The sequence below is a fragment of the Pseudomonas sp. GW821-FHT09C10 genome, assembly GCF_059418085.1.
This window is the reverse complement of sequence record NZ_JBWKPE010000015.1, coordinates 113,122-133,074: the sequence shown is the minus strand read 5'-3', so window position 1 is coordinate 133,074 and position 19,953 is coordinate 113,122. Positions and strand designations below refer to the sequence as shown.

General features: G+C 63.1%; 21 protein-coding genes. 9 read left to right on the top strand and 12 right to left on the bottom strand.

The window, feature by feature from the left end:
- Positions 1–325 precede the first annotated feature (325 nt).
- The 6 genes from AC07OT_RS25050 (at position 326) to AC07OT_RS25025 (ending at position 6,165) form a co-directional block, all read left to right on the top strand.
- Positions 326–1,090, top strand: coding sequence for an SDR family oxidoreductase (locus AC07OT_RS25050; RefSeq protein WP_065941826.1), 765 nt, complete (start codon positions 326–328; stop codon positions 1,088–1,090).
- Between the two features lie 11 nt (positions 1,091–1,101).
- On the top strand, positions 1,102–1,902 hold the full coding sequence (locus AC07OT_RS25045; protein ID WP_027607266.1) for an SDR family oxidoreductase: 801 nt from the start codon (positions 1,102–1,104) through the stop codon (positions 1,900–1,902).
- Between the two features lie 45 nt (positions 1,903–1,947).
- Positions 1,948–2,901 carry a sugar-binding transcriptional regulator gene (locus tag AC07OT_RS25040; RefSeq protein WP_495109303.1) on the top strand — a complete coding sequence of 318 codons (954 nt, stop codon included), beginning with the start codon at positions 1,948–1,950 and terminating at the stop codon, positions 2,899–2,901.
- Between the two features lie 22 nt (positions 2,902–2,923).
- The gene (gene tal, locus AC07OT_RS25035; RefSeq protein ID WP_065941825.1) at positions 2,924–3,847 is read left to right on the top strand and encodes a transaldolase; all 924 of its coding nucleotides are present in this window, start codon (positions 2,924–2,926) and stop codon (positions 3,845–3,847) included.
- Entirely contained in the window at positions 3,844–4,839 is a 996-nt protein-coding gene (locus tag AC07OT_RS25030) for a GlxA family transcriptional regulator (RefSeq protein ID WP_065924575.1), read from the top strand. The genes tal and AC07OT_RS25030 overlap by 4 nt, the downstream gene beginning before the upstream one ends.
- A 126-nt stretch (positions 4,840–4,965) precedes the next feature.
- Positions 4,966–6,165 carry an NAD(P)/FAD-dependent oxidoreductase gene (locus tag AC07OT_RS25025; protein WP_495101676.1) on the top strand — a complete coding sequence of 400 codons (1,200 nt, stop codon included), beginning with the start codon at positions 4,966–4,968 and terminating at the stop codon, positions 6,163–6,165.
- Between the two features lie 8 nt (positions 6,166–6,173).
- Here AC07OT_RS25025 and aqpZ read toward each other — a convergent pair whose 3' ends face one another.
- The 4 genes from aqpZ to AC07OT_RS25005 all read right to left on the bottom strand — a co-directional run bounded on the left by aqpZ (position 6,174) and on the right by AC07OT_RS25005 (position 9,752).
- The gene (gene aqpZ / locus AC07OT_RS25020) at positions 6,174–6,869 is read right to left on the bottom strand and encodes an aquaporin Z (RefSeq protein WP_413771018.1); all 696 of its coding nucleotides are present in this window, start codon (positions 6,867–6,869) and stop codon (positions 6,174–6,176) included.
- Positions 6,870–6,997: 128 nt separating this feature from the next.
- Positions 6,998–8,182, bottom strand: a complete 1,185-nt coding sequence (locus AC07OT_RS25015; protein ID WP_495109302.1) for a sugar transporter — start codon at positions 8,180–8,182, stop codon at positions 6,998–7,000.
- Between the two features lie 123 nt (positions 8,183–8,305).
- On the bottom strand, positions 8,306–8,668 hold the full coding sequence (locus AC07OT_RS25010; protein WP_092357403.1) for a hypothetical protein: 363 nt from the start codon (positions 8,666–8,668) through the stop codon (positions 8,306–8,308).
- Positions 8,669–8,753: 85 nt separating this feature from the next.
- Positions 8,754–9,752, bottom strand: coding sequence for a bile acid:sodium symporter family protein (locus AC07OT_RS25005; RefSeq protein WP_027607273.1), 999 nt, complete (start codon positions 9,750–9,752; stop codon positions 8,754–8,756).
- 85 nt (positions 9,753–9,837) lie between these two features.
- On the opposite strand from AC07OT_RS25005, the gene AC07OT_RS25000 reads away from it, so the two are divergent.
- The gene (locus AC07OT_RS25000; RefSeq protein WP_115488601.1) at positions 9,838–10,626 is read left to right on the top strand and encodes an AraC family transcriptional regulator; all 789 of its coding nucleotides are present in this window, start codon (positions 9,838–9,840) and stop codon (positions 10,624–10,626) included.
- A gap of 101 nt (positions 10,627–10,727) precedes the next feature.
- Here AC07OT_RS25000 and AC07OT_RS24995 read toward each other — a convergent pair whose 3' ends face one another.
- From AC07OT_RS24995 to AC07OT_RS24965, 7 genes are all read right to left on the bottom strand, one after another.
- Positions 10,728–11,963, bottom strand: coding sequence for a Zn-dependent hydrolase (locus tag AC07OT_RS24995; RefSeq protein ID WP_027607275.1), 1,236 nt, complete (start codon positions 11,961–11,963; stop codon positions 10,728–10,730).
- Entirely contained in the window at positions 11,956–12,438 is a 483-nt protein-coding gene (locus tag AC07OT_RS24990) for an L-2-amino-thiazoline-4-carboxylic acid hydrolase (RefSeq protein WP_027607276.1), read from the bottom strand. The genes AC07OT_RS24995 and AC07OT_RS24990 overlap by 8 nt, the downstream gene beginning before the upstream one ends.
- Positions 12,439–12,498: 60 nt before the next feature.
- Positions 12,499–13,638: a branched-chain amino acid ABC transporter substrate-binding protein gene (locus tag AC07OT_RS24985; protein ID WP_065948080.1), complete on the bottom strand. Its 1,140-nt coding sequence runs from the start codon at positions 13,636–13,638 to the stop codon at positions 12,499–12,501.
- A gap of 80 nt (positions 13,639–13,718) precedes the next feature.
- A complete protein-coding gene (locus AC07OT_RS24980) occupies positions 13,719–14,435 on the bottom strand; it encodes an ABC transporter ATP-binding protein (RefSeq protein ID WP_065941816.1) in 717 nt (238 codons plus the stop codon).
- Positions 14,428–15,201, bottom strand: a complete 774-nt coding sequence (locus tag AC07OT_RS24975; RefSeq protein WP_115488598.1) for an ABC transporter ATP-binding protein — start codon at positions 15,199–15,201, stop codon at positions 14,428–14,430. Before AC07OT_RS24975 ends, AC07OT_RS24980 begins: the two co-directional genes overlap by 8 nt.
- The gene (locus AC07OT_RS24970) at positions 15,198–16,283 is read right to left on the bottom strand and encodes an ABC transporter permease subunit (protein WP_495109301.1); all 1,086 of its coding nucleotides are present in this window, start codon (positions 16,281–16,283) and stop codon (positions 15,198–15,200) included. Before AC07OT_RS24970 ends, AC07OT_RS24975 begins: the two co-directional genes overlap by 4 nt.
- On the bottom strand, positions 16,280–17,227 hold the full coding sequence (locus tag AC07OT_RS24965) for a branched-chain amino acid ABC transporter permease (protein ID WP_065941813.1): 948 nt from the start codon (positions 17,225–17,227) through the stop codon (positions 16,280–16,282). Before AC07OT_RS24965 ends, AC07OT_RS24970 begins: the two co-directional genes overlap by 4 nt.
- A gap of 172 nt (positions 17,228–17,399) precedes the next feature.
- Here AC07OT_RS24965 and AC07OT_RS24960 point away from each other — a divergent pair, with 172 nt between their 5' ends.
- Positions 17,400–18,296 carry a LysR substrate-binding domain-containing protein gene (locus AC07OT_RS24960; protein WP_065948075.1) on the top strand — a complete coding sequence of 299 codons (897 nt, stop codon included), beginning with the start codon at positions 17,400–17,402 and terminating at the stop codon, positions 18,294–18,296.
- A 40-nt stretch (positions 18,297–18,336) separates the two neighbouring features.
- On the opposite strand, the gene AC07OT_RS24955 is transcribed toward AC07OT_RS24960, so the two are convergent.
- On the bottom strand, positions 18,337–19,350 hold the full coding sequence (locus tag AC07OT_RS24955; RefSeq protein WP_495109300.1) for an ABC transporter substrate-binding protein: 1,014 nt from the start codon (positions 19,348–19,350) through the stop codon (positions 18,337–18,339).
- Positions 19,351–19,514: 164 nt separating this feature from the next.
- Here AC07OT_RS24955 and AC07OT_RS24950 point away from each other — a divergent pair, with 164 nt between their 5' ends.
- Positions 19,515–19,946, top strand: coding sequence for a hypothetical protein (locus AC07OT_RS24950; protein WP_027607284.1), 432 nt, complete (start codon positions 19,515–19,517; stop codon positions 19,944–19,946).
- Positions 19,947–19,953 lie beyond the last annotated feature (7 nt).

Genomic DNA, 19,953 nt, shown 5'->3' with positions numbered 1-19,953 from the left:
GAGGGAGTGTCAGCAGATGCATCTGTCACTGAACCACCGCTATCGGGAGCAAGCCCCCTCCCACAGGAGATCTACTGGAATTTCAAGATTGGAGTTATCCAGGCAACTTGTTAGACGGGGACTCTGGAGCGCGGCGAGGCCATCCCGGTTTCGGTGATGGAAATGGCTACCGCATAACCAAAGACCTACACAGATCCAACTGTGGGAGGGGGCTTGCCCCCGATGAGGGAGTTTCAGTAGATGCATCTGTAACTGAACCAGCGCTATCGGGAGCAAGCCCCCTCCCACAAGGGGTCTACTGTGATTTCAAAAATTGGAGTTAGTCATGCAGCTTTTTAGTCTTCAAGGCCAAGTGGCCTTTGTCACCGGCGCCGGCAGCGGCATTGGCCAGGCTATCGCCGTCGGGCTCGCTGAAGCCGGTGCCGATGTAGCCTGCTTTGATCTTCCGGGCAGCCCCGGCATCGCCAGCACGGTAGAACGCATCCAGGCCCTGGGCCGGCGCGCCCTGGCCCTCAGCGGCACGGTCACCGAGCGGGCCGCCCTGGATGCAGCGGTCGCGCGCACCGAGGATGAGCTCGGCCCACTCAGCGTGGCCGTCAACTGCGCCGGCATCGCCAATGCCCAGGCCGCCGAAGACCTGGAGCTGCAACGCTGGCAAACCACCCTGGACATCAACCTCACCGGCATCTTCCTCAGTTGCCAGGCCCAGGCCGCAGTGATGTTGCCGCGTGGCAAGGGCGCTATCGTCAATATCGCCTCCATGTCCGGCAGCATCGTCAACCGCGGCCTGTTGCAGGCGCACTACAACACCTCCAAGGCCGGGGTGATCCACCTGAGTAAAAGCCTGGCGATGGAATGGGCCGACAAAGGCCTTCGGGTCAACTGCATCAGCCCCGGCTACACCGCCACGCCGATGAACTCTCGCCCGGAAGTCGCCGACCAGGTGAAGATCTTTGAACAGACCACGCCCATGGGCCGCATGGCCAGCGTGGACGAAATGGTCGGCCCGGCGATTTTCCTGGTCAGCCAGGCCTCGTCTTTCTGCACCGGTGTCGACCTGCTGGTCGATGGTGGTTTTGTCTGCTGGTAAGGAGTTTTGTCATGTCGCAACGTTTCAGCGGTAAAACCATCGTGATCACCGGCGCCTGCCGTGGCATCGGTGCCGGCATTGCCGAGCGCTTCGCCCAGGAAGGTGCCAACCTGGTGCTGGCCTCCAACGACCTGGAGCGCGTGACATTCACCGCCGACCAACTGGCCCGGGAATACAAGGTCGACACCCTGGCCCTGGGCATCGACGTGACCCGCGAAGAAGACATCGAAACCCTCTACCGCGAGGGTCACGCACGCTTCGGCAGCATCGACGTGTCGGTGCAGAACGCCGGCATCATCACCATCGACCACTACGACAAGATGCCCCGCGCCGATTTCGACAAGGTGCTGCAGGTCAACACCACCGGCGTGTGGCTGGGTTGCCGCGAGGCGGCCAAGTACATGGTCAAGCAAGGCAGCGGGCGCTTGATCAACACCTCGTCCGGCCAGGGCCGCCAGGGGTTTATCTACACGCCGCACTATGCTGCGAGCAAAATGGGCGTGATCGGCATTACCCAGAGCCTGGCGCTGGAACTGGCGCGGCATAACATCACCGTGAACGCGTTCTGCCCCGGCATCATCGAAAGCGAGATGTGGGACTACAACGACCGCGTGTGGGGCGAGATCCTCAGCACCGACGAAAAACGCTACGGCAAGGGTGAACTGATGGCCGAATGGGTGAGGAACATCCCCCTGCGCCGGGCCGGCAAGCCCTCGGATGTCGCCGGCCTGGTGGCGTTCCTGGCCTCGGATGACGCGGCCTACCTGACCGGCCAGGCGATCAATATCGACGGCGGCCTGATCATGTCGTAAGGGTTTGGTATCCTCACCCGCATTGATGTCATCACCGAGGCCTTCATGAGCCAGATCGAAGAACAGCGCCTGATCACCAAGATCGCGAGCCTCTATTACGAAGACGGGCTCAAGCAGTCCGAGATTTCCGCACAGCTGGACCTGTCCCAATCCTTTATCAGCCGCGCCCTGCGCCGGGCGCTGCAGGAAGGCGTGGTGAAGATCAGCGTGATGCGCCTGCAAGGCCTGCACCTGGAGCTGGAAAACCAATTGCAACGCCGCTACGACGTGCGCCAGGTGATCGTGGTGGAAGCCACCGAGCCCGGCAACGATGAAAGCATCAAGCAAGCCATCGGCTCGGCGGCTGCCCACTACCTGGAGACCAGCCTGTCGCCCCAGGACCATATCGGCATTTCGTCGTGGAGCAGCACCATTCGCGCCATGGTCGGCCACCTGCATGCCCAGCCGGGCAAACAAGGCGCCCAGGAAGTGGTACAACTGTTGGGCGGCGTCGGCAACAAAGGCGCGTTTGAAGCCACCCTGCTCACCCAACGCCTGGCCACCCTGCTCAACTGCCCGGCGTTCCTGCTGCCGTCGCAAAGCATCGAGCAATCGGTGGAGAGTAAGCAGCGCATCGTGCAGATGGAAGAGGTCAAGGAAGTGCTGCAACGCTTTGACAGCATCACCCTGGCGATCGTCGGCATCGGCGACCTGGAACCCTCGCAGTTGCTGCGCAACAGTGGCAACTACTACACCGAGGAAATGCTGCGCCTGCTGGCCGAGCGCGGTGCCGTCGGCGATATCTGCCTGCGTTACTTCGATGCCCAGGGCAAGCCGGTGCTGGAGGAGGATGAAGAATTCGTGGTCTCGGTGGCGCTGCCCAAGCTGCGCAGTATCCACCGCGTGCTCGGCCTGGCCGGCGGGCTGAACAAGGTCCAGGCCATTCGTGGCGCGCTCAAGGGCGGCTACCTGGACATCCTGATCACCGACCTGGACACCGCACAGGCCCTCAACCAATAACCTTTTTTGGAGATTGCCGCTCATGACGTCCAAGCTCGAACAACTCAAGCAATTCACCACCGTGGTCTGCGACACCGGCGACCTGGAAGCCATCAGCCGCCTGCGTCCGGTGGACGCCACCACCAACCCATCGCTGCTGCTCAAGGCCGCCGCGATCCCGGAATACGCCGAGCTGCTGCGCAATGCCGTCAACCTGGCCAAGGGCGACGTCGGCCTGGCCTGCGACCACTTCGCGGTGTCAGTGGGTGCCGGCATTTTGAAGGTCATTCCCGGGCGTATTTCCACCGAAGTCGACGCGCGCCTGTCCTTCGATGAAGACGCGCTGTGGGCCAAGGCCAACCAGTTGATCGCCCTGTACGACAAGGCCGGTATCAGCCGCGACCGCGTGCTGATCAAGCTCGCCTCCACCTGGGAAGGCATCCGCACGGCCGAACGCCTGGAAAAAGCCGGCATCCAGACCAACCTCACCCTCCTGTTCTCGTTCGCCCAGGCCCAGGCCTGCGCCGATGCCGGGGTGTTCCTGATCTCACCGTTCGTGGGCCGCATCTACGACTGGTACCGCAAGAACACCGGCCTGGACTACACCGGCGCTGATGACCCGGGCGTGCAATCGGTGACGCGCATCTACAACTACTACAAGGCCAACCAGATCAACACCGTGGTGATGGGCGCAAGCTTCCGCACCCTCAGCCAGATCGAACAGCTGGCCGGGTGCGATCGCCTGACCATCAGCCCGGAGCTGCTGCAGAAGCTCGACGAAGACCAGGGCACGCTGGCGCGCAAATTGGTGCCGGTGACCGAAGGTGAAGCACGCCAGCCAATGAACGAAGCGCAGTTCCGCTGGGCCTCGAACGAAGATGCGATGGCCACTGAGAAACTCGCGGAAGGGATTCGACAGTTTGCACGGGACCAGGAAAAACTCGAGGCGGTGTTGTCGGCGCTATGAACCCCGTCCAGCCGCTCGGCCAGTCGCGCACCTTGGTGTTCCTGGCCTACCCGCAAATGGGCCTGCTCGACCTGACCGGTGCCCAGACCGTGTTCTGGGCTGCCACCAAGGCCATGGTCGAGCGTGGCCTGCCGGGCTATGTGGTGCACACCGCCAGCCTGGCGGGCGGCTTGATGCCAACGGCCGAAGGATTGAGCGTCGACACCCTGCCATTGGCGCAATTTGACCCCGCCGCCCTGGACACCTTGATCGTACCCGGCGCCCCCGCCATTCAACAGGCGCTGGCCGCCAACACCGACCTGGTGGACTGGCTGCGTCACGCCTCCACTCGGGCCCGTCGCACGGCCTCGGTGTGCAGCGGCACCTTCCTGCTGGCCCAGGCCGGCTTGCTCCAGGGCCGGCGTGCTGCCACGCACTGGGCGATGTGCGACATGCTCAAGCGCGGGTTCCCCAGCATCGATGTGGACATGGACGCGATCTTTGTCCAGCAAGGCAATGTGTGGACGTCGGCAGGCGTGAGTGCCGGCATCGACCTTGCGCTGGCGTTGGTAGAGGCCGATTGCGGGCGTCACGTCGCCCTGCAAGTGGCGCGGGAACTGGTGGTGTTTCTCAAAAGGCCCGGCGGCCAGGCCCAGTTCAGCCAACTGCTGCAAGCCCAGACCGACGACACTGCCGGTTTCGATGCGTTGCACCTGTGGATCGCCGACAACCTCAGCGACCGCGAGCTTACGGTGGAGCGCCTGGCGGAACAAAGCCGCATGAGCCCGCGCAACTTCGCCCGGGTCTACAAGCAAAAAACCGGGCGCACCCCGGCCAAGGCCATCGAGTTGTTTCGCGTGGAGGCGGCACGGCGCCTGCTGGAAGACTCCCAGCGCAACATCGACCAGGTGGCGCACCTGTGTGGCTTTGGCGATGAAGAACGCATGCGCTACACCTTCCATCGCCACCTTGCGATTTCCCCTCGCGACTACCGCGCGCGCTTTTCCCGCTGACGGCAGGCCGCTTGGCAGTTATTCAGGGTTTTCTGTCCTACCCGCCAAACCGCGGCGCTCTTAGAGTAGGCCGGTAACGCATTGCGCCTTGAGCAATCGTATCGACCTGGTCCCTGGAGCATCCCCATGAAGCAGCACATCCTTATCATCGGCGCCGGGTTCGGCGGTGTCTGGAGCGCCTTGAGCGCCGCGCGCCTGCTGGATAAACATGATCGCCATGACGTGCAGATCAGCGTCCTGGCCCCACAGCCGGCGCTACGTATTCGCCCACGTTTCTACGAGGCCGACGTGCATGCCATGCAGGCACCGCTGGGCCCATTGTTTGCGGCAGTCGGCGTGGACTTCATCGAGGGCGCCGCCGACCGCATCGATGAACACGGCAAGCAGGTGACCTACCGCAACACGGCAGGCATCCCCACCACCGTCAAGTACGACCGCCTGGTGCTGGCCGCCGGCAGTCGTCTCAATCGCCCGCAGATGGAAGGCCTCCAGCACGTGTTCGATGTAGACCAGATCGAAGACGCCACGCGCCTCGAAGCCCATATCAAGGGTTTGAAAAACCTGCCCGACAGCCCGGCACGCAACACCGTGGTGGTGGCCGGCGGCGGGTTTACCGGGATCGAGACCGCCACCGAAATGCCGGCACGCCTGCGCGCAGCACTGGGTGACGACGCCACTATCCGTGTGATCGTGGTGGACCGTGGCCCGCAGATCGGGGCATCCATGGGCGATGGCATTCGCCCGTCCATCGTCGAAGCCAGCCAACACCTGGGCCTCGAATGGCGATTGAACACCTCCGTGGCCGCGGTGGATGCCGGCGGCGTGACCCTGGCCGATGGGCAGCGCATCGAGTCCAGCACCGTGATCTGGACCATCGGCTTTCGCGCCAACCCGCTGACCGAACAGTTCAGCGGCAGCCATGACCCCCAGGGCCGCCTGCATGTGGACGGCAACCTCAAGGTGAAGGGCCAGGCCGATGTCTTTGCCGCCGGTGATGTGGCCTACGCCGCCACCGACGACCTCGGTCACTTCGCCGGCATGTCCTGCCAGCACGCCATCGCCCTGGGCCGCTACGCCGGCAACAACGTCGCCGCCGACCTGATCGGCGTGGCCCCGATGACCTACAGCCAGCCCAAATACGTCACCTGCCTCGACCTCGGGGCCTGGGGCGCGGTGTACACCGAGGGCTGGGATCGTCAACTCAAGCTGGTGGGCCAGGAAGCCAAGGAGCTCAAGCAGCAGATCAACACGGTGTGGATCTACCCGCCAGCCGCCGAACGGGCCACCGCCCTGGCGGCGGCTGACCCGCTGATTCCGGTGGCCTGATCCCGACGTCAGCCCTGTGGCGCATTCACCGTCAGGCCACGCGCCACCCAGGCCCCCAGCACCCCACCCACTATCGGCGCCAGCCAGAACAACCACAGCTGCGCAATGTACTCACCGCCGGCAAACAACGCCGGCCCGGTACTGCGCGCAGGGTTGACCGAGGTGTTGGTCACCGGGATCAGGATCAGGTGAATCAGGGTCAGTGCCAGGCCGATGGCAATCGGCGCAAAGCCGGCGGCCGCGCCTGGTGCGGTGACGCGCATGATGATCAGCACAAAGAAGAACGTGGCGATGACTTCGGCCAGCAACGCCGCCTTCATATCGAACAGGCCCGGACTCAGCGCGCCGTAGCCGTTGGCGGCAAAGCCCCCCATGTCGAAACCGGGCTGGCCGTTGGCAATCACGTACAGCGCCGCAGCCGCAGCCAGCGCGCCAATGACCTGCGCCGCGATGTAGGGCAGCACATCACCACCGCACAGGCGGCGCCCCACCCACAGGCCGATGGTCACGGCCGGATTGAAATGCCCCCCGGAGATGCCACCCACGGCATAGGCCATGGTCAGCACGGTGAGCCCGAATGCCAGGGAAACCCCTGCGAAACCGATGCCCAACCCAGGAAATGCGGCCGCTAGAATGGCACTGCCACATCCCCCGAAGGTCAGCCAGAAGGTACCCAGAAACTCTGCGGTCAAACGTTTTTGCACAGTCGACTCCATTGCTGTTCAAGCGCCGTCACCACAGGCTGTGGGCGGTCCTGGGCGACGGTAGCAATGGGCATTGAGGGGCCCTGTAAGACTTGTCTGGTTCTATTTAATCTGCGGCACTTCGCACGTCAGTCCTGCACAACTCCGGTCCCAAACTTGCGAATCGCCAGGCAATACCCGATCAACGCCAGCGCCGCCAGCAACCCGCCCGCCACGCCGACCCAGGCGAAGCCGATGTGGCTGCCGACCCAGCTGCCCATCAGGGCGCCACCGCCAATGCCGATGTTGTAGATACCGGAGAACATTGCCATGGCCACGTCGGTGGCGTCCGGGGCCAGCACCAGCACCTTGGACTGCATGGCCAGGCCGAAGCCCATGATCGCCATGCCCCAGAACACACTGAGGATCACCAGGTACGACTCGGCGCCGCTCAAGGGCAGCATCAGCGCCAGGCACGCGGCCAGGATAAACACCGCGCCGACCACAAACAGGTGGGGGTTGAGGCGGTGCACCAGGCTGAACAGCAGCGAGCCGATGATGCCCGCGCCGCCGAACACCAGCAGGATCAGGGTCACCGCGCTGCCGCTCATGCCGGCCACGCCTTCGACGAAAGGTTCGATGTAGCTGTAGGCGGTGAATTGCGCGGTCACGGTCATGGCGGTGAGCACATACAACGCCACCAGCGCCGGACGCTTGAACAGCAGTGGCAGGCTGCGCAGGGAGCCGGAGTTCTGGCTCGGCAGCAACGGCAAGGTGCGCGCCAGCCAGAACACCAGGGCGGCGGCGAACGCGCCGATCACCAGGAACGTGGTGCGCCAACCCATGGCTTCGCCGAGCAGACGCCCCAGGGGAATACCCAGCACCATCGCCAGGGACGTACCGGTGGCGAGCAGGCCGAGGGCTTGCACCTGCTTGCCTTCCGGCGCCAGGCGTACCGCCAGGGACGCGGTGATCGACCAGAACAGCGCATGGGACAAGGCAATGCCGACGCGACTGACCATCAACAGGCCGAAACTGGTGGCCACGCTGGAAAGGATATGGCTGGCGATAAACAGGCAGAACAGCACGATCAGCAGCTTGCGTCGCTCGACGTTGCGGGTCAGCAGCATCACCGGCAGCGAGGTCAGGGACACGATCCAGGCATAGATGGTGAGCATCAGGCCGACGCTGGACACGGGCATATCGAAGCTGGCGCCAATAGCGCTGAGCAGCCCGACGGGGACGAATTCAGTGGTATTGAACACAAACGCGGCCAGCGCCAGGGCGATGACCGGTTGCCAGTTGGCTTGGGGGGTTGCGGCTGAAATGCTCATTGAAGGGCGAGGTACTCTGGCGATGATCAAGCGGCCACCCAGGACAAGCGCCGCCGCCCGGCATTCTATAGGTTTATCGGCCGTCTGTTGACGTTCATCCCCCTCAAAATACCCTCAGTTTTGTCACGGTGCCGTCATGGTGACCACGTAGTTGCCTGACTGGATCGGCTTGCCGAGGCTGTCCACCAACAGGTACGTCTGGTCGTAATAACGCCCGCTGCCGCTGTCCGCCACCAGCCGCAGACTGGCCCCGTTGACGCTGGCGACCGGCGCCATACTGCGGACATCGAACCGATTGCCACGGCTGGCGCTCGGGCAACCTGTCACGTCCATCCGGGCACCGCTGTGCGCATTTGTCGCACACAAGGGTTCGACAATGCTGCCCGTGAAACTGATGGTGCCTTGACCCGCCGGCTGGGCCGCGCCGCAGGTGCTTGCCCAAAGGCAAAGGAGACAGGTAGCTGCCGAAAAACCGTTGATACGCATGCTGATACTCCTTCCTGGGCTATTAGGAAGTAAGTCGTCAGCAAAGGCACTAACTTGAGGTTATTCGTCTTAGCGCAACAAACGGTTAAGGATCCACCTGCGCCATCAACTCCGGAATGCTCTCCGGCCGCTTGGCATAACGCTGCGCCAACGCCGCACAGACCATCAACTGGATCTGGTGAAACAGCATCAAGGGCAAAATCAGCACGCCCATGCTCGCCCCGGCGAACAGCACCTGGGCCATCGGCACACCCGTGGCCAGGCTCTTCTTCGAGCCGCAGAACAGGATGGTGATGCGATCTTCCTGATTAAAGCCAAAGGCCTTGCCCAACAGAGTGGATGCCACCAGCACCAAGGCCAGCAACACGCAGCAGGCCACCACCAGGCCGCCCAGCTCCCACAGCGGGATCTGGTGCCAGATGCCTTCGTTGACCGCTTCGCTGAACGCGCCGTACACCACCAGCAGGATCGAACCCTGGTCGACGAACTTCAGCCAGGCTTTATTGCGCCCCACCCATGCGCCGATCCAGCGGCGGGCGATCTGCCCGGCGATAAACGGCAGCAGCAGTTGCACGCTGATTTTCAGGATCGCATCGACGGTGGAGCTGCCCTCGCCGTGCACATTGAGCAACAGCGTCACCAGCAACGGCGTGAGGAAGATGCCGAACAGGCTGGAGGCCGCCGCGCTGCAGATCGCCGCCGGGATATTGCCCCGTGCCAGCGAAGTAAAGGCAATCGCCGACTGCACCGTGGCCGGCAAGGCGCAGAGGTAGAGCATGCCCATGTACAGGTCCTTGCCGATCAGCGGCGACAACACCGGCTTGAGCGCAAGGCCCAGCAGCGGGAACAGTACAAAAGTCAGGCTGAACACCAGCAGGTGCAGACGCCAATGGCCCGCGCCGGCGACGATGGCCTGGCGCGACAGCTTGGCGCCGTGCAAAAAGAACAACAGCGCGATGGCCAGGTTGGTGACCCAGCCGAAGGCCACGGCGGTCTGTCCGCTGGCGGGCAGCAGGGAGGCGAGGATCACCGTGGCGATCAAGGTCAGGGTGAAGTTGTCGGGCAGAAAACGGGGGCGAGTCATAAGCGAATCTTCCGGGGGTTGCCAAGAGCGTCATGGCGACTCTAACGTAACGGCTTGTTACCGACTAACGCCAATGAGCCAGTAAATGCCGCCTAAAGGACACGCCAATACCGTACGCCGCAGTGTGCCTGGGCTTTCCAGCCTGCCACGGCCGGTGTATGGGCGCACCGAATCGCTGCCCAACCGCGCCCTGACCCGCCGGCACAGCCACCCGTGGGTGCAATTGTCCTACGCCATTTCCGGGGTGCTGGAGATCCAGACCAGCGCCGGCCGCTTCGTCGCGCCGCCCCAGCGGGCGGTGTGGATCCCCGCGGGCATGCCGCATCGGGTGTACAGCTCGCCCCACACCGAGATGCGCAGCCTGTACCTCGATTGCAGCGTCACCGCCTGGGCCGCCGAACGCTGCCAGGTGCTGGAGGTGAGCAGCCTGCTGCGCGAGTTGATCCGCAGCTTCAGCGAGTTGCCGGTGGAATATGCCGAGGACGGGCCGGATGGGCGCCTGGTCCAGGTAGTACTCGACCAACTCGCCGCAGCGCCCAAGGTCGACTTGATGCTGCCATTGCCCCATGACCCAAGGTTGCGACAGATCTACCGCAGCTTGAGCCTGCGCCCGGAACAGCAAACTACCCTGGGACACTGGAGCGAGAAACTGGGGGTCAGCGAAAAGACGCTGAGCCGCCTGTTTTTGAAGGACACCGGCCTGACATTTCGGGCCTGGCGCCAGCGTTTAAGGTTATTGAGCGCCCTGCCCGCCCTGGAGCAAGGCGAGCGGGTGACGGATGTGGCGTTGAACTGTGGCTATGAGTCCACGTCGGCGTTCATCAACGCGTTTCGGCAGCAGTTCGATGCCACGCCCGGTGAGTTCTTCCGCTGACCTCACCGACGATGAAGAATCACTGTGGGGAGGCCCCCTACCTCTTCGACGTAGCGCGTCTAGAGGGAGTTTGCCCCCCCACATCAGACCTGTATGTACCGTTAGATCCCAGCCTTGGCCAGGATGGCCTGGAGCAACACATCCGCCCCTGCCGTCGACCACTCGGGGGAGATCTCCTCCGCTTCGTTATGGCTCAGCCCGTCCACGCACGGTACGAAGATCATCGCGGTCGGCGCCACCTGGTTCAGGTAGCAGGCGTCGTGCCCGGCGCCGGAGATCATCGGCCGATGGCTGTAGCCCAACGCCTCGGCGGACGCGCGTACCACCTCTACACAATCGCTGTCGAAGGCAATCGGTGCGTACTGGAAGATCTGCTTAACGCTGTGCTGCAAGCCGATGCCTTCGGCGATGTGCGCCACGGCGTCGCGCAATTGCTGGTCCTGGCGTGCCAGCACGGCCTCGTCCGGGTGCCGGAATTCCACGCTGAAAAACACCCGTCCCGGCACCACGTTGCGCGAGTTGGGAAAGATATTCGCCATGCCCACCGTGGCCCGTCCTTCCGCGCCCTGCTCCAGGCCCAGCCCATTCACGGCCTCGACCACACGGGCAAAACCGAGCAGCGCATCCAGGCGATGGTCCATCGGGGTGGTGCCGGCATGGGCGCTGCGCCCGCTCAATTCGACTTCGTACCAACGCTGGCCCTGGGCACCGGTGACCACGCCAATGGTGATGCCCTGGGCTTCGAGGATCGGGCCTTGTTCGATATGCAGTTCAAAGGCGGCATGCACCGCCTGGCCACCCACCGGGTGGGGGCCGGCATAGCCAATCTGCTGCAAGGCCTGGCCGATGGTCACGCCGGCCTTGTCCACACGGGACAACCCGTATTCCAGGTCGAACACGCCAGCGTAGACGCCGGAGGAAATCATCGCCGGGGCAAAGCGCGAGCCCTCTTCGTTGGTCCAGTTGACCACTTCGATGGGCCGGTCGGTTTCAATCCCCAGGTCGTTCAGGGTGCGCAGCACTTCCACTCCGGCGAGTACGCCATAGATGCCGTCGTACTTGCCGCCGAAGGGTTGGGAATCGCCGTGGGAGCCGGTCATCACCGGCGCCAGGTGGTCATGGCGCCCGGCGCGACGCGCAAATATATTGCCCATGGCGTCCACCCGTACCGTGCAACCGGCCGCAGTGCACCAGTGCACGAACAGATCGCGGCCACGCCGGTCCTCGTCGGTCAATGCCAGGCGTGACACACCGCCCTTTTCGGTGGCACCGATCTGCGCCATCTCCATCAACGAAGCCCACAGGCGTTCGCCGTTGACCCGTGCCAGGTTACTCATGGGGTTTGGCCCGATAACGGAAGTCGCAGTGGTGCGCGCCGCCCATGATGGTCTGGGTGCGGGTCAGTTCGATGTTCGGGTTGTAGCCGACGATAAACAGCTCGTCGCGGTTGCACGACAGCAAGTGGCCGATCTCGCCCAGGCCCATCTCGTGGTACATCTCGGCGTAGCGGCAGCGCTTGACGTCGTAGTCATAGTGCTCGGCATCGCTGGCGATGATCTCGACCTTGAGCGCGTCATCCTTCTCCCACAGCACTTGCAACTCCACAAAGCTCTTAAGGTCGGCGCCCTGCTCTTCCAGTGCGGCAAAATGCTTGCCGGCCTGGATCGCCGCATTGCCCACGGCTTCGCCGATCACGGCGGCGGCAAAGTCCTTGCCCTGCTCGCGCTTGAGGATCTCGTAGATGGGCTTGATGATTTCCGCCTCGATCCGGCGCCGGGCAAGGATGCCCAGTTCACCTTCCAGTTTGCTCATTGCATCTCTCCATTGACCCTTGCAGGAGCGAGCCAGCTCGCACCTGCAGAGGGGGTGGGTTTATTGGCCGCCCGCCACACTCACCGGCTGCCATTGATTGGCCTTGACCTGGTAAACGGTGAACGACGGTTGCTTCAAGTTGCCCTCGGCATCGAACGCAATCGTGCCAGTCACGCCCGGATAGCTGATGGCGCGCAGCACCGGCAGGTACTTCTGTGGGTCGGTGGATCCGGCCTTCTCGATGGCCGCCACCAACACACCAACGCCGTCATAGGCAAACGGTGCATGCAGTTCGATCGCGGTTTTGTAGCGTTCTTTATAGGCCTGTTCGAACGCCTTGCCACCCGGCATCTGCGCAATCGCCAGGCCCGGCTCCAAGGCAATCACGCCCTCGCCTTCGTTCTGCGCCAGCTGCAGGAAAGTCTGGCTGACAAACCCACCGGCGCCCATCAGCGGTGCCTTGATCCCCAACTGCTTGATACGCCGGGCCAGCGGTGCAGCCTGGGCGTCGACGCCGCCGAAGAAGATCAGGTCAGGGTTCTGGCTGCGAATATTGGTCAGCACGGCACTGAAGTCGATGGTCTTGTCGTCCACGTATTCGCGGGCAACCACCTTGGCACCACCGGCCTCGATGGATTTGACGAACTGGTCCGCCAGGCCCTGGCCGAATGCGGTGCGGTCGTCGATCACGGCAATACGCTGGGCTTTCAAGGTGTTCAACGCATAGCGGCCGGCCACCTGGCCGCCATCGTCGTCGTGGCCCATGATGCGAAAGCTGGTGTCGAAGCCCTGCTGGGTGTAGGCATGCCCGGTAGCGACCGGCGCCACCTGGGCGATACCGGCGTCGTGGTAGACCCGCGCAGCCGGGATGCTGGTGCCGGTGTTCCAGTGGCCGACCACGCCGACCACGCCCTCATCCACCAAGCGTTGGGCAACGGTCACGGCGGTGCGCGGGTCGGACTGGTCGTCTTCGGACACCAGCTTGAAGGTCACCGCCTCACCATTGATTGTCGGGTGCTTGGCGTTAGCCTGATCGATGGCCAGTTGCGCGCCATTTTCCAGGTCTTTACCAATCCGGGCCGAGGGCCCGGTCAAGGGACCGGCCAGGCCGATCAGCACGGTCTGGTCGGCCTGGGCCATGGCGCTCGCCAGGCTGCTCAGGGCCAGGCCAATCAGTGCGGTTTTGTTGAAAGTCTTCATCAGTCGTTCCTGTTTCTTTTCGGGCGGGTCGGAACACGCCGGGCGTCCGGTAGCGTCATGGGTGTTTTTTCATCGAGCCGTTATTCACCGAGGTAGGCGCTGCGCACCTCGGGGTGTTCAAGCAAATCTGCGGAGGGCCCGCTGAGGCTGATGCGGCCGGTGTCCATCACATAGGCGCGGTCGGTCACTTGCAGGGCCAGCCGTGCGTTCTGTTCCACCAACAGCAGGGTCATGCCCTGGCGACACACGTCGTCGATCACCTGGAAGATTTTTTCCACCATTATCGGCGCCAGGCCCATGGACGGCTCATCGAGGATCAGCAAACGCGGGCGTGACAGCAGCGCACGGGCCAGGGCGAGCATCTGTTGCTCACCGCCCGAGAGCAGGCCGGCGGACTGCTGCAGGCGCTCTTCCAGGCGCGGAAAGTGTTCGAACAGCTGGCGCATTTCGCGCTGCACCTGCTCGTTGTCACGGCGCAAAAACGCACCGGACTGGAGGTTCTCCAGCACGCTCATGCGCGCAAAAATTCCGCGCCCTTCCGGGACCATGGCGATGCCCTGGCGCAGCAACTGGTCCGGCGCCTGGCCGAGGATCGAGCGCCCGGCAAAGCGGATTGCACCCTGACTGGCCGGCAGCAGACCCATCAGCGCCTTGAGGCTGGAGGTCTTGCCCGCACCGTTGGCACCGATCAGCGTGACGCGCTCACCCTCGGCAATGTGCAAATCCAGGGATTTGACCGCCTCGATGGCGCCGTAGCGCACCTGCAAACCGTCGACGTTCAACAAGGCTTCAGACATGGGCACTGGCTCCCAGGTAGGCCTGGATCACTGCCGGGTGCTGGCGCACTTCGACGGGTGGCCCTACGGCGATGACTTGACCGTAATCGAGCACGCTGATGCGGTCGCATACGCCCATCACCAGCTTCACGTCGTGCTCGATCAACAGCAGGGTATGGCCGTCGTCGCGGATCTTTTCCAGCAGGCCGCGCAACTGCACTTTTTCACTGGCATTCATACCCGCCGCCGGCTCATCCAGGGCCAGCAGGCGCGGTTCGGTGGCCAATGCGCGGGCGATTTCCAGGCGGCGCTGATGACCGTAGCTCAAGCTGTCGGCGCGATAATGGGCGAACCCCGCCAGCCCGACATACGCCAGCAGGCGATGGGCGTGGGCACGGGTTTGGGCTTCCTCGTCGCGAGCACGGCGATGCCGGCTCAAGGCGGCCCACAGGCCATTGCGGGTGCGCACATGGCGCCCGACCATGACGTTTTCCAGGGCGCTCATGGCATTGAACAAGCGGATATTCTGAAACGTGCGGGCAATGCCGGCTTCGGCCACCTGATGCACGCTGGTCGGCCGGTACTCCCGGCCATCGAGCTGGAAGCGCCCGGAATCCGGGGTATAGAGGCCGGTCATGACATTGAAGAAGGTGGTCTTGCCCGCGCCGTTGGGGCCGATCAGCCCGTAGATTTCGCCGGGCTGGATACTCAGGCTCACATCGGTCAACGCCGCCACGCCCCCGAAGTGTTTGTTGACCCGGTCAATCTGCAACAGAGGTGCGTTCATCGTGCCACTCCTTTGGGCCACAGCCCGGCGGGTCGATAGAGCATCGCCAAGATCAACGCGAGGCCGTAGAACAGTTGGCGGATGATTTCCGGGTCCACCAGCACTTGGCCGAACAATGCCTGTTGCAACGGGCCCATGCTCGCGCGCAACGCTTCAGGCAACGCGGCCAGCAGTACGCAGCCGAGGATCACCCCCGGGATATGGCCCATGCCGCCGAGCACCACCATCGCCAGCACTGCAATGGACTCGTTGAGGGTGAACGATTCCGGCGAGACGAAGCCCTGGAACGAGGCGAACAGCGCGCCGCTCACCCCGCCGAACGCGGCGCCAATCGCAAACGCCAGCAATTTGAGGCGCACGGTGTTCACGCCCATGGCTTGGGCCGCTTCTTCGTCCTCGCGGATGGCCACCCAGGCACGGCCGATGCGCGAGCGCTCCAGGCGAATGCAGGCAAACAGAATCAGCACCACCAGCGCGGCGAACAGGTAGTAATAGAGGTACACCGACGGCAGGCGCAGGCCGAACAGTTCCTGGGTACGGCCCAGGTTCACGCCGAGCAGGTTCACTGGATCGACCTGGGCGATGCCTTTGGGGCCATTGGTGATATTCACCGGGCGGTCGAGGTTGCGCAGCAGGATACGGATGATCTCGCCAAAGCCCAGGGTGACGATGGCCAGGTAGTCGCCGCGCAGGCGCAAGGTCGGCGCACCCAACACCATGCCGCACCCCGCCGCGAGCAAGGCGCCCAGGGGCAGGATCAACCAGATCGAGGTGTGCATGCCCGCCGGCAGCAACGCCGCCAGGGCTGGAAACTGTTGCAGCAGATGGGGCGACGACAGCAACGCGGCCAGGTAGGCGCCCACCGCGTAGAACGCGATGAAACCCATGTCCAGCAGCCCCGCATAACCGACCACGATGTTCAGGCCAAGGGCGAGCATGATGTACAGCAGGGCAAAATCCAGGGTCCGCACCCAGGTGTTGCCACCGGCGTGGCCGACGATCCACGGTGCCAGCACCAGGGCCACGGCAAACAGCAGCAGGCCCAGGCTGGCGCGTTGATTGGAAGTGAGTGGGTTGATCATGCGCGGATCGCCAGACGTTCGCCCAACAGCCCCGAAGGACGGAACACCAGCACCGCGATCAGCACGATAAAGGCAAACACATCCTGATAATTGCTGCCGAACACCCCGTTGGTGGCGGCGCCCAGGTAGCCGGTGCCCAGGGCTTCGATCAGCCCCAGCAACAGGCCGCCGAGCATGGCGCCCTTGAGGTTGCCGATACCGCCCAGCACCGCGGCGGTGAAGGCTTTGATCCCCGGCAGAAAGCCCATGTAGAAATGCGCGCTGCCGTAGTTGCTGGCCATCATTACCCCGGCCAATGCCGCCAGGGCGCCGCCGATGGCGAAGGTGAGCACGATGACCCGATTCGGGTTGATGCCCATCAGGCTCGCGACCTGGGGGTTTTCCGCCACGGCACGCATGGCCCGGCCAAAGCGCGTGCGCTCGACCAGCACCAGCAGCGCGACCATCACTGACAGCGCAATGGCGATGGTGGTGAGGGCCGTGGCGTTGGTGACAGCGGGGTGCGCGGAGACGCCGGGCAGTACTTCGATGGGTTCCAGCGGCAGCAGTTGCGGGAACATTTGCGGGTTACGGGTCCAGACCAGCATCGCGATGGTTTGCAAAAGCAGCGACACCCCGATGCCGCTGATCAACGGCGCCAGGCGCGGCGCGTGACGCAACCGGCGATAAGCGACGCGCTCGATCACCACCGCCAGCACCGCACAAAATGCCATGGCGACCAAGGTGGCCGTCAGCAACACCAGCAGCGGTGGCAACGCCGGCCAGGTCGCCTGCAACAGGCGAATCATCGACAAGCCCACGAGCGCACCGATCATCAGCACATCGCCGTGGGCGAAGTTGATGATGCGCAGGATGCCGTAGACCATGGTGTACCCCAGGGCTACCAGCGCGTAGAGACTGCCCGTCATCAAGCCGTTGAGCAGTTGTTGGATAAAACCATCCATGAAGACCGTCGACCTCAGTGCGTACAAGGGCGGCACACTAAGCATCTATTCTGTTTTTATCAAATATCAGAAAGTTATAGGGTTATGCCAAAGCAAAAACAGGCTATTTATGCCGTAAATACGGCACTTATGGCTCTTTATTTAGACTAAAACTTGGTATTTAATTCAACACATGAATAAATCAGAACAGTTAGCCAATGACCCTCCCCTGCGTGCCGTGCGGACGTTCGAAGCGTTTGCGCGCCATGGCGGGGTGAATGCCGCCGCGCGCGAGCTGGACGTTTCCGCCTCTGCCATCAGCCATCAACTGCACCTGCTGGAAGACTTCCTGCAGCAGCCGCTGACCCTGCGCCAGGGCCGCAACCTGGTGCTCACCGATGAAGGGCGCGAGTATTACCGTGCCATCCGCTCGGCCTTTGCCGTGCTGCGCAGCGCCACCGAACATGTGCGCGAGAAAAGCGCCACCCGCCAGGTGACCATCAGCCTGATCCCGCTGTTTGGCATCAACCTGTTTATCCCGCGCCTGGAGAACTTTCTCAAAGACCACCCGGCGCTGGACATCAACGTGACCTACGCCAACCACCGCAGCTACCCCAGCGATGCTGCCGACCTGTCGATTCGCTTCGGCACCGGGCACTGGCCTGGCTATCACAGCGAACCGCTGATCTCCGGCGCGGTGACCCCCTATTGCAGCCGCAGCTTTCTCGCCCAACACGGCCCCATCGATACGCCCCAGGCCTTGAGCGAACTGCCGTTGCTGCATGATGAAGAACGCGGCACCTGGGGCCAATGGTTCGAGGCCGCCGAGGTCGATACCACGGCGCTGAATGGCTTGCTGCTGGAAGACGGCCAGCTGGCACTCACCGCCACCCTCACCGGCCTGGGCTGCGCGTTGCTGCGCGCGCCGCTGGTAGCGCCCCATGTGGCCAGTGGCGAGCTGGTGAAGCTGTTTGATCTGGAGGTCAATGATGGCCGCCAGTACTACCTGTGCCGGCGAGCCAACAGTGAGTTGTCGAGCGAGGGGAATGACTTGTATGACTGGATCAAGCGCAGCTTGAATGCGGTATAGGCATTGTGGAGATCCAAATGTGAGAGGGGCGGTTTACAGGTCAGCTGCCGTTACCGCTATGGGCCTCTTCGAAGAAGTAGTCCTTCCAGCTCGCCGCCTTGTTTTTCAGTACACCCAGTTCCTGCAGTTTCTCGGCGTAGATGAAGGTACGCTGCGGCACGATGGTGAAGTCGATTTCCGGGTCCTGGACTATTTTTTCCACCAGGTCCAACGGCAGCTTTGACTGTTCTACACGGATATACGCCTTGGCCGCTGCGGGCTTGTCGGCCTTGATGATCTGCTCGGCTTCGGCCAGCGCGGCGTAGAACGCCTGGTAGGTCTTGGGGTTTTCGTCGTGGAATTTCTGCGTGGTGTACAGCACGTTGAACGTCGCCGGACCGCCAAGGATGTCGTAGGAACTGAGCACCTTGTGCACGTTGGGGCTCAGCAGTTCCTGGTACTGGAACGGCGGGCTGGAGAAGTGCGCGTTGATCTCCGAACCACCGGCAATCAACGCGGCGGTGGCGTCGGGGTGGGCCAGGCTGATGGAGATGTCATCGAATTTCTTGTAGTGGGCATCGCCGAACTGCCTGGCGGTTTCGATCTGCAAGGTGCGCGACTGGAAACCCACCCCGGCGGCGGGCACGGCGATGCGGTCGTTCTCGGTGAAGTCCTTGAGGGTCTTGACCTTGGGGTTGTTGCTCAGCAGGTAGTTGGGCATCGAGCCCAAGGAGGCGATGGCCTTGACGTTCTGCTTGCCCTTGGTACGGTCCCACAGGGTGAGCATCGGCGGTACACCGGCGGACACCACATCCAGGGCGCCGGCCAGCAGCGATTCGTTCATGGCAGTGGCGCCGGAAATGCTGTTCCATTCCACCTGGATGTCCAGGCCCTGGGCCTTGCCGTGTTTTTCGATCAGGTGCTGGTCGCGCACCACATCGAGGATCAGGTAGCCGATGCCGAATTGCTGGGCGATGCTGATCTTGCCTTCGGCCTGGGCACCGGGGCTGAGCAAGGCGCTGGCGGCGGCGAGGGACGCGGCCAGGAGGGTCAGGGAGGAACGCTTGAACGTCATGGGGAATCTGCCGCGTTTTCGAGAAGGTGATGGAGCGTAGCCGCGGCTTTTTAGACAGCAAAAGAATATCTGGGTCTATTGTTATGCAAATACCCCTAAAACAGCGCGCGGCTGGTATTGTGCCGCGCTTTGAAAAACTGCCGCACACTGCGAGGAACTGCACGTTGAACACTGACGAAAAAATGACCGGGGACCTGTTCGAGGTGGATAAGCGCCTGTCACTCAAACCCGTGGTGGACTTCAACAGCTACCTGCGCAGCGCTTTCGGCGACGGTCCGTGCACCTGCATTCGTTGCACCGCCAGCGGCGGTGACGAAACCGGTTACGCGTTCCAGCACACGTTCAGCTTCGACGGCAAACCGACCCAGCGCCGCTTTGCCTCCACGGCGGGCAGTGATGTGTTGATGGCGCTGAAAAAGGCCTGGTTGTCCTTCACCAAGGCTGAGCTGCCTTCGAGTGGCGCGCTGGCGCTGGAGACGGTGAAGGAATTTGTCGAGCCGCAGCTGCACAAGCGCCTGGCGCCGCTGTTCCTCGCCAGTGGGTTGGTCAAGGAGGTGGACGGCGAGTTGCACCTGCAGCCACAAGCTGCGGCCTGAACCTAAT